The organism is Streptomyces sp. SID12488 (assembly GCF_010548275.1).
GTDB lineage: Bacteria > Actinomycetota > Actinomycetes > Streptomycetales > Streptomycetaceae > Streptomyces.
In genome coordinates, this window is sequence record NZ_JAAGLT010000014.1 from 113,502 (window position 1) to 127,792 (window position 14,291).

14 protein-coding genes are annotated in these 14,291 nt (G+C 70.8%); 10 read left to right on the forward strand and 4 right to left on the reverse strand.

What is annotated here, in order from left to right; translation table 11 throughout:
• Positions 1-80: 80 nt before the first annotated feature.
• Together G3I56_RS22040 and G3I56_RS22045 are read right to left on the reverse strand one after the other, a co-directional pair.
• Positions 81-845, reverse strand: a complete 765-nt coding sequence (locus G3I56_RS22040; RefSeq protein ID WP_164411509.1) for a CoA-transferase — start codon at positions 843-845, stop codon at positions 81-83.
• On the reverse strand, positions 842-1,720 hold the full coding sequence (locus tag G3I56_RS22045; protein WP_164411511.1) for a CoA transferase subunit A: 879 nt from the start codon (positions 1,718-1,720) through the stop codon (positions 842-844). Before G3I56_RS22045 ends, G3I56_RS22040 begins: the two co-directional genes overlap by 4 nt.
• Positions 1,721-1,866: 146 nt before the next feature.
• Here G3I56_RS22045 and G3I56_RS22050 point away from each other — a divergent pair, with 146 nt between their 5' ends.
• The 6 genes from G3I56_RS22050 to G3I56_RS22075 are packed head-to-tail and all read left to right on the forward strand — an operon-like array spanning position 1,867 to position 7,059.
• Positions 1,867-2,958, forward strand: coding sequence for a nitronate monooxygenase (locus tag G3I56_RS22050; protein WP_164411513.1), 1,092 nt, complete (start codon positions 1,867-1,869; stop codon positions 2,956-2,958).
• 56 nt (positions 2,959-3,014) lie between these two features.
• Positions 3,015-3,779: an enoyl-CoA hydratase family protein gene (locus tag G3I56_RS22055; protein WP_164411515.1), complete on the forward strand. Its 765-nt coding sequence runs from the start codon at positions 3,015-3,017 to the stop codon at positions 3,777-3,779.
• A 3-nt stretch (positions 3,780-3,782) separates the two neighbouring features.
• Positions 3,783-4,913, forward strand: a complete 1,131-nt coding sequence (locus G3I56_RS22060) for an acyl-CoA dehydrogenase family protein (protein ID WP_164411517.1) — start codon at positions 3,783-3,785, stop codon at positions 4,911-4,913.
• A gap of 9 nt (positions 4,914-4,922) precedes the next feature.
• On the forward strand, positions 4,923-5,975 hold the full coding sequence (locus G3I56_RS22065; RefSeq protein WP_164411519.1) for an acyl-CoA dehydrogenase family protein: 1,053 nt from the start codon (positions 4,923-4,925) through the stop codon (positions 5,973-5,975).
• Positions 5,972-6,181 (forward strand): hypothetical protein, encoded by a 210-nt coding sequence (locus G3I56_RS22070; protein ID WP_164411520.1) that lies wholly within the window; start codon positions 5,972-5,974, stop codon positions 6,179-6,181. The genes G3I56_RS22065 and G3I56_RS22070 overlap by 4 nt, the downstream gene beginning before the upstream one ends.
• Positions 6,178-7,059 carry an SDR family oxidoreductase gene (locus G3I56_RS22075; RefSeq protein WP_164411523.1) on the forward strand — a complete coding sequence of 294 codons (882 nt, stop codon included), beginning with the start codon at positions 6,178-6,180 and terminating at the stop codon, positions 7,057-7,059. The genes G3I56_RS22070 and G3I56_RS22075 overlap by 4 nt, the downstream gene beginning before the upstream one ends.
• Before the next feature lie 128 nt (positions 7,060-7,187).
• On the opposite strand, the gene G3I56_RS22080 is transcribed toward G3I56_RS22075, so the two are convergent.
• Together G3I56_RS22080 and G3I56_RS22085 are read right to left on the reverse strand one after the other, a co-directional pair.
• Positions 7,188-8,588: a cytochrome P450 gene (locus G3I56_RS22080; protein WP_164411525.1), complete on the reverse strand. Its 1,401-nt coding sequence runs from the start codon at positions 8,586-8,588 to the stop codon at positions 7,188-7,190.
• Between the two features lie 69 nt (positions 8,589-8,657).
• The gene (locus tag G3I56_RS22085) at positions 8,658-9,884 is read right to left on the reverse strand and encodes an FAD-dependent oxidoreductase (protein WP_343240022.1); all 1,227 of its coding nucleotides are present in this window, start codon (positions 9,882-9,884) and stop codon (positions 8,658-8,660) included.
• Between the two features lie 303 nt (positions 9,885-10,187).
• Here G3I56_RS22085 and G3I56_RS22090 point away from each other — a divergent pair, with 303 nt between their 5' ends.
• From G3I56_RS22090 to G3I56_RS22105, 4 genes are all read left to right on the forward strand, one after another.
• Positions 10,188-10,787 carry an acyltransferase gene (locus G3I56_RS22090; RefSeq protein ID WP_164411527.1) on the forward strand — a complete coding sequence of 200 codons (600 nt, stop codon included), beginning with the start codon at positions 10,188-10,190 and terminating at the stop codon, positions 10,785-10,787.
• Between the two features lie 311 nt (positions 10,788-11,098).
• On the forward strand, positions 11,099-12,265 hold the full coding sequence (locus G3I56_RS22095; RefSeq protein ID WP_164411529.1) for a hypothetical protein: 1,167 nt from the start codon (positions 11,099-11,101) through the stop codon (positions 12,263-12,265).
• Positions 12,262-13,032, forward strand: coding sequence for a WecB/TagA/CpsF family glycosyltransferase (locus tag G3I56_RS22100; RefSeq protein ID WP_164411531.1), 771 nt, complete (start codon positions 12,262-12,264; stop codon positions 13,030-13,032). The genes G3I56_RS22095 and G3I56_RS22100 overlap by 4 nt, the downstream gene beginning before the upstream one ends.
• Positions 13,032-14,291 carry a nucleotide sugar dehydrogenase gene (locus G3I56_RS22105; protein ID WP_164411533.1) on the forward strand — a complete coding sequence of 420 codons (1,260 nt, stop codon included), beginning with the start codon at positions 13,032-13,034 and terminating at the stop codon, positions 14,289-14,291. Before G3I56_RS22100 ends, G3I56_RS22105 begins: the two co-directional genes overlap by 1 nt.

A 14,291-nucleotide genomic window follows, 5' to 3' on the forward strand; every position in this document is an offset into this window, starting at 1 on the left:
GGCGCCTCGGCCTGCTCACCCAGACCAACTCGAACTGCTGACCGGCCGACTGTCCCGATGACGAGCCGGGGTGCCGGGTCCTACGACCCGGCGCCCCGGCTCACCTCGCGCTCGCGCAGGCCGCGCGGGTCGACGACCTCGCGGATGAGCCGCAGTTCGGTCTCGTCGGGCAGACGGGTCTCGGGGGCGTCGGTCGCGTCGAGTTCGAAGCCAGTGTTCGCGTGGACCTCGTCCGCGGTGACGCCGGGATGAAGCGAGCGTACGCGCAGCCGTCCGTCGTCGCCGTAGTCGAGAACCGCGAGGTTGGTGATCACCACGCCGAGGTCGTGGAATCCGAGGCCCTTGGCGCCGCGCGCGCGGTCGTTGCCCACACCGCAGACCACGTCGACCTTCTCGACGAAGACCTTCGGGCTGTGCCGGGCGACCCAGTAGTCGGTGCGGTGATTGGCCGTGTTGCCCGGGGCGCCGCGCACACCGATGAGCTGCCGCGTGGGACGGCGCCAGTCGCCGATGAGGGAGATGTTCTGGTTCCCGTAGCGGTCGATCTGGCTGGCCCCCATCATGCTCTGACGACGGCCGCTGGCGACGATGTCGAAGACCCGCCGGTACGGCACCCAGCCCTCGACGACGCCCCCGTCCGCGGCGGTTTTGCCGAGCGGCGGCGGATCGCTCATGAAGTAGGCCTCGCCGTCGGTCAGCACCAGGTCCGGGCTGGTCGTCAGGCGGGCGAGCCGTGCTCCGACCGAGGGCAGCACACCGGCCGTGTGCGCGAGCACCTCTCCGGCGTCGCGCCATGCGTCGGCGCAGGCCGCGGCGCACACCTCGGCCCGGGTGATCTCCCTCATCGCCCCTCCTCCTGTCCGTCGCGGTCTGCGTGGAACCCCGCGACGGCCTCGTGGTACGCCTGTTCGTCGCCGTCGAGGAAGGTCTTGCGGAACAGCTGCCAGGAGTCGGCGTCCCGCGCCGCCGACGCGTAGTGCGCTTGGAATGCCTCGTCCCGCCCGTAGTCGGGATCGCACGAGGTGAAGTGGGCGCCACGGGGTGTCTCGACGACCCCGTTGACGAAGAGCCGGCTGATCAGCAGTGACTGCGCGGGCCCGGCGGCGAGCAGGTCCTGCGGCTCCACGATGCGCTCGGTGCTCACATAGCAGCGGTCGGCGGCCATCGCGAACAGGTCGTCGAAGTACGGGTCCGGTCCCAGATACTGGGCGTTGCCCGCCCGGTCGGCCCGGTTGACGTGCACCAGCGCGACATCGAGCCGCAGGGCCCGCATCGCGACGTACTCCTCGTCGGCGTACGGGGAGGCGATCGTCACCAGGTCCGGGTTCATCGTGAGGACGTCGGAGCCGAGGCCCGCGCGCGTGGGCAGGAAGGACAGTCGGCTCGCGGCGGCCCGCAGACCGGTGACGAACATGCCCTCGTCGTACTCGGCGGTCTCCACACCGCCCCGCTCCCGTACGGCGCGGAAGTGCGGGTCGAGGGCGATGCTGTCCAGGGACACGAAACCGTAGACGAGCTTGCGGACCCTCCCCGCCGCGCACAACAGCCCCACGTCCGGGCCGCCGAACGTGACGACGGTCAGATCGCGCACGTCGGAACGCAGGAGTTGCCGCACAAGTGCCATCGGCTTGCGTCGCGATCCCCACCCGCCGATACCGATCGTCATCCCCGACTCGACGGTGCCCACGAAGTCCTCCAGGGACATCGACTTGTCACCCATGGACTGATCCCTCCCACGCTCTCACCCTTACGGAGTCTTACCTATCAAACACTTGTTAGGTTACGTTGACCAGACCGACAACCCCTCGGAAGCCGGGCCCTGGATTCGTCCCCGCCCCGGCGAGCGGCGCGCGAAGGAGACCCGGTATGAGCGCCCCCATCGCCCCTGTCCATCCCGCCCTGCACACCGTGCTGTGCGACCTGGTCGGCGTCCGCTACCCCATCGTGCAGACCGGCATGGGGTATGTGTCCGGCCCCGAACTGACGGCGGCCACCGCGGCGGCCGGCGGGCTCGGCGTCCTGGCCAGTGCGACGCTCTCCCTCGACGAGACCCGGGACGCCATCCGCGCCGTTCGGGAACGCACCGACGCGCCGTTCGGGGTGAACATGCGCGGCGACTCTCCCGACGTCCTGGAACGCGGTGACCTGCTGGTGCGCGAGGGCGTGCGGATCGCGTCCTTCGCACTCGCGCCCCAGGAACGCGTCATCCGGAAGCTCAAGGACTCCGGGCTGGTCGTCATCCCGTCCATCGGCGCCCGCCGCCACGCCGAGAAGGTCCAGGCGTGGGGTGTGGACGCGGTCGTCGTGCAGGGCAGCGAGGGCGGCGGCCACACCGGGGGCGTACCCACCTCGATCCTGCTCCCGCAGGTTGTGGACGCGGTCGACATCCCGGTCATCGCGGCCGGCGGGTTCCGCGACGGGCGGGGACTGGTGGCCGCGCTCGCGCAGGGTGCCGTGGGCATCGCGATGGGCACGCGGTTCCTGCTGACCAGCGACAGCACCGTGCGCGACTCGGTCAAGGCCGAGTACCTCGGGCGGGGCGTCACCGACACCGTCGTCACCCCGCTCCTCGACGGCGTCCCCCAGCGCGTACTGCGCACCGAGGCGGTGGAACGGCTGCTGCGGGAACGGGCGCCCGCGCGCCTGGTCCGTTCGCTGCGGCACGCCGTCGCGTTCCGGAAGATCTCCGGCACCTCGTGGTCCGACCTGGTCCGCGAGGGACTGGCGATGCGCCGCGGCCATGAACTGGGCTGGTCCCAGATCGTGATGGCGGCCAACACCCCGATGATGCTCCGCGCCAGCATGGTCGACGGCCGGACGGACCTGGGCACCCTCGCCTCCGGCCAGGTCGCCGGCGTCATCGACGACCTGCCCAGCTGCGCCGAACTCGTCGAACGCATCGTCGCGGAGGCCGACGCCGTCCTCACCCGTCTGACCAGCGCCGGAGCGAAGCAGTGAGCGGTGACCACGGTCGGCCGCGCCGCGATCCGGCCCGCGATACAGGGAGAGAGCCCATGGGCACTGAAATCATCAAGGCCGCCGTCGACGGGCGCGGTATCGCCGAGGTCGTCGTCGACTGCCCGCCGGTCAACGCCCTGCCGGTGGCGGGCTGGTACCAACTGGCGGCAACGGTGGAGCAGTTGGGCCGCGACCCGGACGTGCGGGTCGTGCTGCTGCGCGCCGAGGGCCGCGGTTTCAACGCGGGCGTGGACATCAAGGAGTTGCAGGCCGACCCCGGCCACACCGCCGTCATCGGGGTGAACCGGGGCTGCTTCGCCGCGTTCGCCGCGGTCTACGACTGCGCGGTGCCGGTCGTCACCGCGGTCCATGGCTTCTGTCTGGGCGGCGGAATCGGTCTGGTCGGCAACTCGGACGTGATCGTCGCGGCCGAAGACGCCTACTTCGGGCTGCCCGAGGTGGAACGGGGCGCGCTGGGCGCCGCGACGCACCTGTCACGTCTCGTCCCGCAGCACAGGGCCCGGGCCATGATGTACACCTGCGCCACCGCGTCCGCCGCCGAGTTGCACGCCTTCGGTTCGGTGCTCGACGTCGTCCCGGCCGACCGGCTGCGGGACCGCGCGCTGGAGGTCGCCGCCGACATCGCCGCGAAGAACCCGATGGTGATCCGCGCCGCCAAGGAAGCCTTCAACGGCATCGACCTGTGGGACGTCAAGCGCAGTTACCGCTACGAACAGGGCTTCACCTTCGAGATCAACCTGTCGGGCGTCGCCGCCGAGGTCCGCGACACCTTCGGCGGCCGTACGGACGGGGAGGGGTGAGCCGTGGATCTCACCTGGAGCCCGGAGGAGGAGGCGTTCCGGCAGGAGGCGCGGGAGTGGCTGGCGGCGAACGTGCCGCGCGGCCCTCTCCCGTCCGGTGACACCCGCGCGGGGTTCGCCGCCCATCTGGAGTGGGAGCGTGCACTGTTCGAGGCCCGCTGGTCGGTCGTGTCCTGGCCGGAGGCGTACGGCGGCCGGGACGCGTCCCTGTGGGAGTGGCTGGTCTTCGAGGACGAGTACCACCGGGCCGGGGCGCCCGCGCGGGTCACGCAGAACGGCATCTTCCTGCTGGCCCCGACCGTCTTCGCGTTCGGTACGCAGGAGCAGCAGCGGCGCATCCTGCCGAGGATGGCCGCCGCCCAGGACCTGTGGGCGCAGGGCTGGTCCGAGCCCGGCGCGGGCAGCGACCTCGCGGCTATCCGCAGCCGGGCGGTCCGCGACGAGGGGACCGGTGGCTGGCGCCTGACCGGCCAGAAGACCTGGACGACCCGTGGCGCCTTCTGCACCCACCTGTTCGGTCTCTTCCGTACGGACCCGGAGGCGGAGCGCCACCGCGGCCTCACGTACTTCCTTGTTCCGCTGGACGCGCCCGGAGTCACGGTCCGCGGATTCGAACGCCTCGACGGCGATGAGGGGTTCGCCGAGGTCTTCCTCGACGACGTATCCGTGCCCGACGCCGACGTGCTCGGCGGGGTCGGGGAGGGCTGGCGGGTGGCGATGGCGACGACCGGGTCCGAGCGCGGGCTGACCCTGCGCTCCCCCGGCCGTTTCCTGCGCACCGCCGACCGGCTGCTCGACCTGGCGCGGGAGGAGGGGCCGGGGGCGCATAGGGACCGGGTCGTGCAGTCGTGGATCGAGGCCCAGGCCTACGAGTTGTTCACCCTGGAACAGGTCACCTCGATCGTCGAGGGGCGGCAGGTCGGCGCCGAGTCCAGCCTGAACAAGCTGTTCTGGTCCCAGCTCGACATCGCCCTGCACGAGATGGCCGCCGAACTCCTCGGGCCCGAGGCGGAGGTCGACGGGCCCTGGAGCCGGGGCTTCCTCTTCTCCCTGGCGGGCCCCATCTACGCCGGCACGAACGAGATCCAGCGCAACATCGTCGCCGAGCGGCTGCTCGGCCTGCCGAGGAGGTGACCGGAAACGATGCGCTTCGCCGTAACCGAACGGGACGCGGCTCTCGCCGAGGCCGCAGGCGAGGTGCTGGCCAAGCAGGCCGGCGCCGAACAGATCCGGGCCGGGTGGCCGGGTGGCCGCACCGAGAGCGTCGACGCCGTGTGGCGCACGCTGGCCGGCGTCGGTGTCACCGGCGCCCTGGTAGCGGAGAACGCCGAAGGCAACAGTCTCGGTCTCGGTCTTGGTCTCGACGAGAACGCGCTGCCGGCGCTGATGGAGACGCTCGGCCGCAGCGGCCTGCCAGTACCCGCCGCCGAGGTCGTGGCCGTCGGCGCGCCCTTGCTCGCCGCCGCGGGTGCGCCCCAACTCCCGGCCGTACTGCGGGGATCGGCGCTGCTCACCGTGTCCCTCACCCCCGATGCCCCGGTCCCCTTCGCCGCACGCGCCGACCTGATCGCCGTACTCCAGGGTGACGGGCTGCGCCTGTACACAAGCGACGAGGTGGAGACCGAGCCGGTCGAATCGGTGGACGGCTCACGGCGGCTGGCCCGGGTCCACGCCCGGGCGGGCGGGGGGCTGTTGCTTGCCGAGGGGCCCGCCGAACTGGCCGTCGCCTACCGGCGCGGGGTGCTGGCCACATCCGCCCTGCTGGTCGGGCTGGCCGGCCGGATGCTCGAACTGACCGTGGCCCATGTCCGGGAGAGGCACCAGTTCGGTGTGCCGGTCGGCTCGTTCCAGGCGGTCAAACACGCCCTGGCCGATGTGGAGTTGGCGGTACGGTTCGCCCGGCCGGCGGTCCTCGCGGCGGGCTGGGCGCAGTCGGCCGGGGATCCGGAGACCGCCGTACGGACGTCGATGGCCAAGGTGCTCGCCTCGGAAGCGGCCCGGAAAGCGGCCCGTACGGCGATCCAGTGCCATGGCGCCATGGGGTACACCACCGAGTACGACCTCCATCTGTACGCCAAACGGGCCTGGGCACTGGGCGCGGACTGGGGCGGGCCGACGGAGCACCGCGAGTCCATCGCACGGCGGCTGGGCCTCGCCGGGGCGGCGGACATCGCCGGCGAAGGAGCAGCCACGTGAGCGGAATCCCTCCGGACCGGGTCGTCGCCACCGGAGCAGGGCAGGGCTGCGGTCGCCAGGACACCCTCGCGCCGCCCGGCGAGAGGATCCGGGTCGTGGTCAACGACCCGGGCAGAACCGTGAACGCGGTGACCGAGGAGACCAGGGCCAACGGCGGCACGGTTGCGGCCGGTCCGGACATCGTCAGCGAAGGAGCAGCCACGTGAGCGGAATCTGTCGGGACCGGGTCGTCGTCGTCACCGGAGGGGGGCAGGGCCTGGGGCGCGAGCACGCTCTCGCGCTGGCGGCCGAGGGGGCCCGGGTCGTGGTCAACGACCTGGGCGAGGCCGCGAAAGCGGTGGCCGAGGAGATCGGGGCCGCCGGTGGCACCGCTGTCGCCGATCTGGGCGATGTCAGTGACTGGGGGTACGCGGAGCGGCTGATCGGGCGGGCCGTCACAGAGTTCGGCGCGCTGCACGCCCTGGTGAACAACGCGGGCATCAACCGCGACCGAATGCTGGTGTCCATGACCGAGGCGGACTGGGACCTGGTCCTGAAGGTCGACCTCAAGGGGCATGCGGCGCCGCTGCGGCACGCTGCCGCGTACTGGCGGGAACAGAGCAAGCAGGGCCGGCCGGTCGACGCCCGGGTCGTCAACACCAGTTCGGGTGCCGGGTTGTCGGGCAGCGTCGGGCAGGGCAACTACGGCGCCGCGAAGGCGGGCATCGCGGCGCTCACCGTGATCGCCGCCGCCGAACTGGCCCGGTACGGCGTGACCGTGAACGCGATCGCCCCTTCCGCCCGAACCCCGATGACCGAGGGCGTCGAGGCGTTCGCCGAGAAGATGCGCGCACCGGAGTCCGGCTTCGACGCCCCGCACCCCGGCAACGTCTCGCCGCTGGTGGTGTGGCTGGCGTCGGCCGGGTCGGGCGGCGTCACCGGCCGCGTCTTCGAGGTCGAGGGCGGCATGATCGGCCTCGCCGACGGCTGGCAGCACGGACCCCAGCGGGTACGCGACCGCCGCTGGACCCCCGCCGAGATCGGCCCGGCGGTACACGGACTGCTCACCGAAGCGCCTTCCCCCGCGCCGGTGTACGGCGCCTGATCAGCGCCCGGCAGACCCGAACCGGCGCCCCGACGCGGACACGGTCAGTCGCCGGTGGCCGAGCCACCGAGCCAGGGTCACGCGAAACCTCGTCGCGCCCAACAGGGCGGCCGGAGGCGGTGGTTGCGTCAGCGGCCGGTGCGGATCAGCCCCGTGAGATAGCGCCACAGCGAGGAGCGCTGCCGAGCCGACGGGTCCGGCAGTTCCGTCTCGGCGGACTGCGTCACCGGGTCGTACGCCAAGCGTCGCTCGGGCACCGGGGCGAGTTCGTACCGGACCGGCAGTGATCGCAGGCCGCGCATGAACGGCGAGGAGCGCCAGGGCAGTTGGTCGACGGGCAGGGCGAGTTCCAGGTGCGAGAACCGCTCGAAGAGCCGGCCCACTCCGACCGACGCGACCGTCGACGCGAGCTCGCGCGCCGGGCACTGGCGCGGGCCGGCACCCCACGACAGATGCGCCCGGGTGCTGACCGTGGTGCTCGGGCACACGTTCTCGGCGAAGAGGGGGTCGGCGTGCGCCGCTGCGGAGGAGACCCACACCGGGTCGCCCGCGCGGATCGTGTACTTGCCCAGGGCCATGTCCTTGGCCGCGAAGCGGGGCACGAAGTTGACGAGCGGCGGCTTGCGCATGACCACCCGGTTCATGGTCTCCCTGACCATCCCGGCCGACAGGCTGGCCCGCACGCCGCCCTCGCCGGAGATGACCTCGACCACCGTGTTGGAGATGAGGATGCCGACGTGGTCGGAGGTCATGCCCAGCAGCATGAACAGCTCGCGGGCCAGTTCGTCGAGCGAGAGTTCGGGGTGCGCGGCTATCAGGTACGACGGGAAGTCGTCCCCGGGCTTGTCCAGTTTCAGCGCCGCCAGTTCGGCCAGCGTCGCCAGCAGCCGCTCAAGGGCGGGCTCCGCGTCCGGGCCCGCGTCCAGTACCCGCCACATGTCCATCAGCGCGTCGTCGCCCTGTGAACCGGGGAAGCCGAGCAGACGGCTGGCCACCATCAGCGGCAGGGGCCGGGAGAACTGGGCGGACAGATCCGCCAGGCCCGTGCTGCCGCCCTGGCCCATCAGGCTGATCAGTTCGTCGGCGTACTCGGTGACGGCCCTCTTCAGCCGCCTCGCCTGAGGGTGGCCCGGGTCCTGGAACGGTTTCAGCGCCACGTCCCACGCGGCCCGCAACGGCCGGTATCCGGGGCCGCCCTGGATCAGCACATGGTTGACTTCCAGGGACGGTCCGAGCGGCCAGTCGGCGGGTACCCGGCCCTCCGAGCGGGCCCGCCAGTTCTCCAGCCCCTTCGGCCAGCCGTCGTCGTCCTGCAGGACCTGGAGCGACTCCCGGTAGCCCAGAACCAGCCAGGCGGGCACGCCCAGCAGGTCGACCGGCGCGACCGGGCCGTGCCGCTGCCGCAGCCGTTCGTACACGAGCGCGGGACGCGTCTCGTAGTCCCTGGTCAGCAACGGTTCAGGGGACATCTCCTCCAACCGCGTGTCGTCCAGGTCCACGGATCCGCCGTCGCCCCACTGGGATTTCATCGTCGCGCCGCCCCTCCAACACTCCCCGTACCGGCTTACGTTCAGCCGGTAGTTGGAAACGGAGGGACCCTACCGCAGGGCGTACGGCGGAGTAACAACGGGGGCACAAGCCACAGTTGAGGATCCGGTGGAGACGGCTTCCACATGACCGCCGCGCCGCCTCCACGCGGTCTCCACGCGGGGGGGGGGGCAGGCGGCCGTGTATCCGAGTTGGCGCCTCATGTAGGGGGTCATGAGGGTCTTGGCCTTGGCCATGGTGGCGGTGCGGCCCCCGAGGACCGCGGTCTCTCCGCCGGGCACGGGCACCATGGTCACTCCGTCGGCGGCGCCGAACGGTACGACGAGCGGGGTGCGGTGGATCGGACGATAGAAGCGCGGCTGCCTGCGGTGCTTGCCCGAACCCTGGAGGTAGGCACGGATGTTGTGGAAGGCGAGGTCCGCCTGGGCGAGCGCGACGGGCGTGATCTTGAGTTCGCTGACGTCGTTCACATCGCCGACCGCGAACACGTCCGGCCAGCCCTCGACCCGGAGCGTCCGGTCGACCCTCACATGGCCGGAGGGGTTCAGCCAGTCGCTGTGCCCGGCCATGCGCAGCCAGAAGGTGTTGGGGGTGGTGCCCGTGGCCCAGAAGGAAAGGTCGGCGTCGATGACGTTGCCGTGGGCGTCGCGGTAGGTCCCGAAGTCGTTGCCGGGTGACATGAAGGAGTCGAGCCGGACCTCCACGTCGTGGGCTTCCAGCCAGGAACGGGCCCTGTTCCCGGCCCGTTCGCTGCCCGTGGCATGGAGCAGTGTCGGCCCGGAGTGGGCAAGGGTGACCCGGGCGTCCGGCCGGGCCAGGCGGATCTCGGCGCTGAGTTCGACGCCGGAGGGCCCGCCTCCGACGACGAGGACATGCTCCGCGGCGGCGATGTTCCGCTGGTGCCCGGCGAACGACTGGGCCGCCTCCTCGACGGTGGTGCCGGTGAAGCGGGCCGGTTCCGGGTAGTCGGCGCCGGTGGCGATCACCACCACGTCGTACGGGAGGCGCTCCCCCGTGGCCAGCACCACCTGCCGCTCGGCGGTGTCGACACCGACCACCTTGCCCACAGCCATCCGGCCGTTCCTCAGCAGTCGGTCGTACGGAATGAACGGAGTGACCGTCCATTCCGGGTGCACGCCGGCCCGTAGGGAGGCAATACGGTGGAAGAAGACCTCCTTGCGGTCCACCAGCGTGACGTTCGCCGTCTCGTCCAGTCGTTTCGCCAGCCGCACGCCGGCATAGCCGCCGCCGATCACTACTACGTCGCCGTCACGCACGCCGAGTCTCCTGTGCCTGTGGGGGGAGCGAGTGCCGGGGCGTGTGGGCGCCGTCGGCCACTCGACTGCCGTCGAGCGTAGCGCTTGAAACTTAAAGAGCTGAAGAACTTCGGTGTGAATTCTGTGAAGCGACCGCGCGGATGCCTCGTTTTGGCCGTCAACCACCCCTCCAGGCCGGGTCCGCCGGAACATCGCGCCGGCCCGCGTGCGGGCAAGCAGGCCACCGTCACCTCTTGATCCGGCGTAAGTATGGTGATCTGGTGAAACCACTGCTGTTGTCCCGATGAAGAAAGGTTCCACCAGGTGAGTTCCAGGATCCAGCCGACCGCCCAGGTCGACGAGACGGCCACGATCGGCGACGGGACCACGGTCTGGGATCTGGCGCAGATACGGGAGGACGCCCGGCTGGGCAGTGGGTGCATCGTGGGCCGGGGAGCGTATGTCGGCCCAGGGGTGCGAATCGGCGACAACGTGAAGCTCCAGAACTACGCGCTGGTCTACGAACCCGCGGTCCTCGGCGACGGGGTGTTCGTCGGCCCGGCGGCGGTCTTCACCAACGACCACTTCCCCCGCTCGGTGGACCCGGAGGGCCGGCTCAAGCGCGGCGGCGACTGGGAGGCCGTGGCGGTGGTCGTCGACGAGGGCGCGTCGGTGGGGGCCCGCTCGGTGTGCGTGGCACCGGTGCGCATCGGCCGTTGGGCGCTCGTCGCGGCGGGCGCCGTGGTGACCCGGGACGTGCCGGACTTCGCGCTCGTGGCCGGCGTCCCCGCGCGGCGGATCGGCTGGGTCGGCCGGGCGGGCGCCCGACTCACCGAGCGCGAAGGCGAGTCGGGCGTATGGGAGTGCCCCGACACGGGCGCGCTGTACCAGGAGAAGGACGGCGAGCTCGTCGAGCACGCGTAACTTCCATGTCCCACAAAACGCAAATCTTCGAACATCTACAGGCATAACATGTGTGCGAAGTATGCAGACCAAGCACAATGAGCACACTGACCAGTGCCCAGGGGGGGTTACCGGGTGGATACGCCTGTGCCGAAAGCGAGGAGCGACAACCGCTCCGACGCCTTACGTCCGACACGTGATGCCTGATGTCTGATTCCTGACGTCTGATGTCCGATGTCTGACGTTTGATTCCGCCGTGTGCCCATTCCGTGCCGCAGCGGTCACCAGTCTGTTCACCACAGGACCCACAGGGGGGTTGGTGTGCCCAAAACATGACCACCACACGTCTGGCAGCGCTCGGTCGTGAGGAACCAGCGCTGCTCGTGCTCGCCCAACGGCTGCTCACGGTCGCCGAGTCGGGGCTGCCGTCGATGCTGCTTCCCGGCGGTGAGACCTTCGTCTTCACCATGATCGGGCGGGAAGCCCCCGGCGGTTCCTGGACCTTGGAGCGGCGCGGGACCAGCACCCGGTACGCGGCCATCACCGCGCTGGGCGCCCGGTACCTCCCCGAGGACCGCCAGCGCGCCGTGCTCGGCGGTCATACGGTGCAGGAGTTCACGGGGCTGCTGGTGCAGTCGCTGCCCGCGGTGACCAACCTCGGTGACGCGGCGCTGATCGCGTGGGCCGCCGCCGAGACCGACCACCCCAAGCTGTCCGACGCCCTCGCGCACGTGGACGCCCTGGACGACGAGGGCCGGCCGCAGTACACCGTCGAGGCGGCATGGGTGCTGTCCGCCCTCGCGGCGGCTCGAAGCACGGTCGATGTGGAGAGACGTTTCACCGCAGCCCGGGACCGCCTTCTGCGGGCCCGGATCGGGGACAGCCCACTGTTCCCCCACGCCACCGGGCCCGGCCTGGTGCCCTGGTACCGGTCGCACGTGACCTGCTTCGCCGACCAGACGTATCCGCTCCAGGCCCTGGCCCGCGCGCACGCCAGCGGCGACGGCGATCCGGAGGCGCTGGCCGCCTCCGAGGCGTGCGCGGCGCGCATCTGTGAACTGCAGGGCGACGGTGGGCAGTGGTGGTGGCACTACGACGCGCGCACCGGCGGTGTCGTGGAGGGCTACCCGGTCTACAGCGTCCACCAGCACGCGATGGCGCCGACCGCCCTGTTCGATCTGACCGACGCGGGCGGCAGCAACTTCGGCGCGTCGATCCGCAAGGGTCTGCGCTGGATGACGGACGTGCCCGAACTGGCCGCCCATCCAGGCAGCGAGGAGCCGATGATCCTCGACGGACTCGGCGTCACCTGGCGCAAGGTCTACCGGGGCGACCCGAAGAAGGCGGTACGCGCCGCCCGAGGACTCGGCACCCGAGTCGCTCCGAACCTCCGGCTGAAGTCCCTGGACCGGGTGTACCGCCCGGTCTCCGTGGACCGCGAATGCCGGCCGTACGAATTCGGCTGGATGCTGCACGCCTGGCTGGGGGGACGAATATGAGCGCGCGCCAGACCCTGTTCGGGGTCGAGTTGGACCCGCTGACCATGGACGAGACCGTGGAGGCCTGCCTCGAAGCGGTCCGTGACGGAAGACAGCTGGAGATCGGGGTGGTCAACGCCGCGAAGCTGGTGAACATGCGGCGCGATCCGCGGCTCGCCGACGCGGTGGCCGGCTGCGATCTCGTCGTCGCCGACGGACAGGCCGTCGTCTGGGCCGGCCGGGTACTGCGCGCCCCGCTGCCCGAACGGGTGGCCGGCATCGACCTGTTCATGCGGCTGCTGGCCGAGGCCGAGACGGCGGGCATCTCCGTGTACTTCCTGGGCGCCAAGGAAGAGGTGCTGGAGGAGATGCTGCGCCGGGTGGCCGACCGCTTCCCCGGCCTGAAGGTGGCCGGCAGCCGCAACGGCTACTTCGACGACTCCCAGCAGGAATCCATCGCCGGCGCGATCGCCGACAGCGGCGCCCAGATGCTGTTCCTCGGCATGACCTCGCCGAAGAAGGAGATCTTCACCGCCGCCTACGGCGAACGCACCGGCGCCCGCGTCGTGCACGGAGTCGGCGGCTCCTTCGACATCCTGGCCGGGGTCACCAAGCGGGCCCCCGAGACCTGGCAGCGGCTGGGAGTCGAGTGGCTCTACCGCGCACTGCAGGAACCCCGCCGCCTCGGCCGGCGCTACCTCACCACCAATGCTGCCTTCGTCCTCATGACGGCGCGGGAGCTCGTCCGGCTCACCCCGTCACCCGCCTCCGCGAACAGGAGCAACTGATGCGCGTAGTCGTGGTCGGACAGGGATACGTCGGCCTGCCGCTGGCCATCCGAGCCGCCGAGGTCGGACACGAGGTGATCGGCTACGACGTCGACTCCCGGCGGATCAAGACCCTCGCGGCCGGTGAGTCCTTCGTCGAGGACGTCTCCTCCGAGCGGATCCGTGCCGCACTGGACAACGGCTCGTACCGGCCGAGCGAGTCGGCCCGCGACTGCGGCGGTTTCGACATCGCCGTGGTGACGGTCCCGACCCCGCTGCACGAGGGCACCCCCGACCTCCGCTACATCAGGGAGTCGGCGGTCACCCTCGCCCGGTACCTGCGCCCGGGAGCCACCGTCATCCTGGAGTCGACGACCTATCCCGGCACCACCCAGGAGCTGTTCGCGCCGATCCTGGAGGACGGCTCGGGTCTCGCCGCGGGCGCCGACTTCCACCTCGGGTACAGCCCGGAGCGGATCGACCCCGGCAACGCCGTCTGGGGCTTCAAGGAGACCCCGAAGGTGGTGTCCGGGGTCAACGAGGCCTCGCTCAAGGCCGTTCAGGACTTCTACGCGCAGCTGGTCGACACCACCGTGCCGGTGAGTTCACCCAAGGAGGCCGAACTCGCCAAGCTGCTGGAGAACACCTTCCGGCATGTGAACATCGCGCTGGTCAACGAGATCGCGATGTTCGCCCACCACCTGGACATCGACGTCTGGCAGGCCATCGACGCGGCCTCCACCAAGCCCTTCGGCTTCATGAAGTTCACGCCCGGACCGGGTGTCGGCGGCCACTGCCTGCCGATCGACCCCTCGTACCTGTCCTGGCGGGTGCAGCGCGAACTCGGCCAGAGCTTCCGCTTCGTGGAGCTGGCCAACGACATCAACAACCACATGCCCGAGTACGTGACGCGCCGCATCAGTGACCTGTTCAACGACAGACGTCGTTCGGTGAACGGCTCGCGTGTCCTGCTGCTCGGTCTGGCGTACAAGAAGAACACCAGCGACGCCCGCGAGTCGCCTGCCCTGCGCATCTCCCAGCTCCTGCTCGACATGGGGGCCCAGGTCAGGGCGGCGGACCCGCACGTGGTCGAGAGTCTGCCGGTGGACAGCCGACTGGTACGGGTCGAGCCGACCCCGGAGGAGCTGGCGGCTGCCGACGTGGTGGTCCTGCTCACCGACCACGACAGCTTCGACTACGAACTCATCACCGAACACGCCCCCTTTGTCCTCGACTGCCGTCGCCGGCTGTCGGCGGGACCCACGATCGAGGTGCTCTGA

What these genes read in the sequence shown, in the direction of transcription:
- G3I56_RS22040 (WP_164411509.1), bottom strand. Translation starts at nt 845, where the DNA reads ATGAGGGAGATCACCCGGGCCGAGGTGTGCGCCGCGGCCTGCGCCGAC.
- G3I56_RS22045 (WP_164411511.1), bottom strand. Translation starts at nt 1,720, where the DNA reads ATGGGTGACAAGTCGATGTCCCTGGAGGACTTCGTGGGCACCGTCGAG.
- G3I56_RS22050 (WP_164411513.1), top strand. Translation starts at nt 1,867, where the DNA reads ATGAGCGCCCCCATCGCCCCTGTCCATCCCGCCCTGCACACCGTGCTG.
- G3I56_RS22055 (WP_164411515.1), top strand. Translation starts at nt 3,015, where the DNA reads ATGGGCACTGAAATCATCAAGGCCGCCGTCGACGGGCGCGGTATCGCC.
- G3I56_RS22065 (WP_164411519.1), top strand. Translation starts at nt 4,923, where the DNA reads ATGCGCTTCGCCGTAACCGAACGGGACGCGGCTCTCGCCGAGGCCGCA.
- G3I56_RS22080 (WP_164411525.1), bottom strand. Translation starts at nt 8,588, where the DNA reads ATGAAATCCCAGTGGGGCGACGGCGGATCCGTGGACCTGGACGACACG.
- G3I56_RS22095 (WP_164411529.1), top strand. Translation starts at nt 11,099, where the DNA reads ATGACCACCACACGTCTGGCAGCGCTCGGTCGTGAGGAACCAGCGCTG.
- G3I56_RS22100 (WP_164411531.1), top strand. Translation starts at nt 12,262, where the DNA reads ATGAGCGCGCGCCAGACCCTGTTCGGGGTCGAGTTGGACCCGCTGACC.
- G3I56_RS22105 (WP_164411533.1), top strand. Translation starts at nt 13,032, where the DNA reads ATGCGCGTAGTCGTGGTCGGACAGGGATACGTCGGCCTGCCGCTGGCC.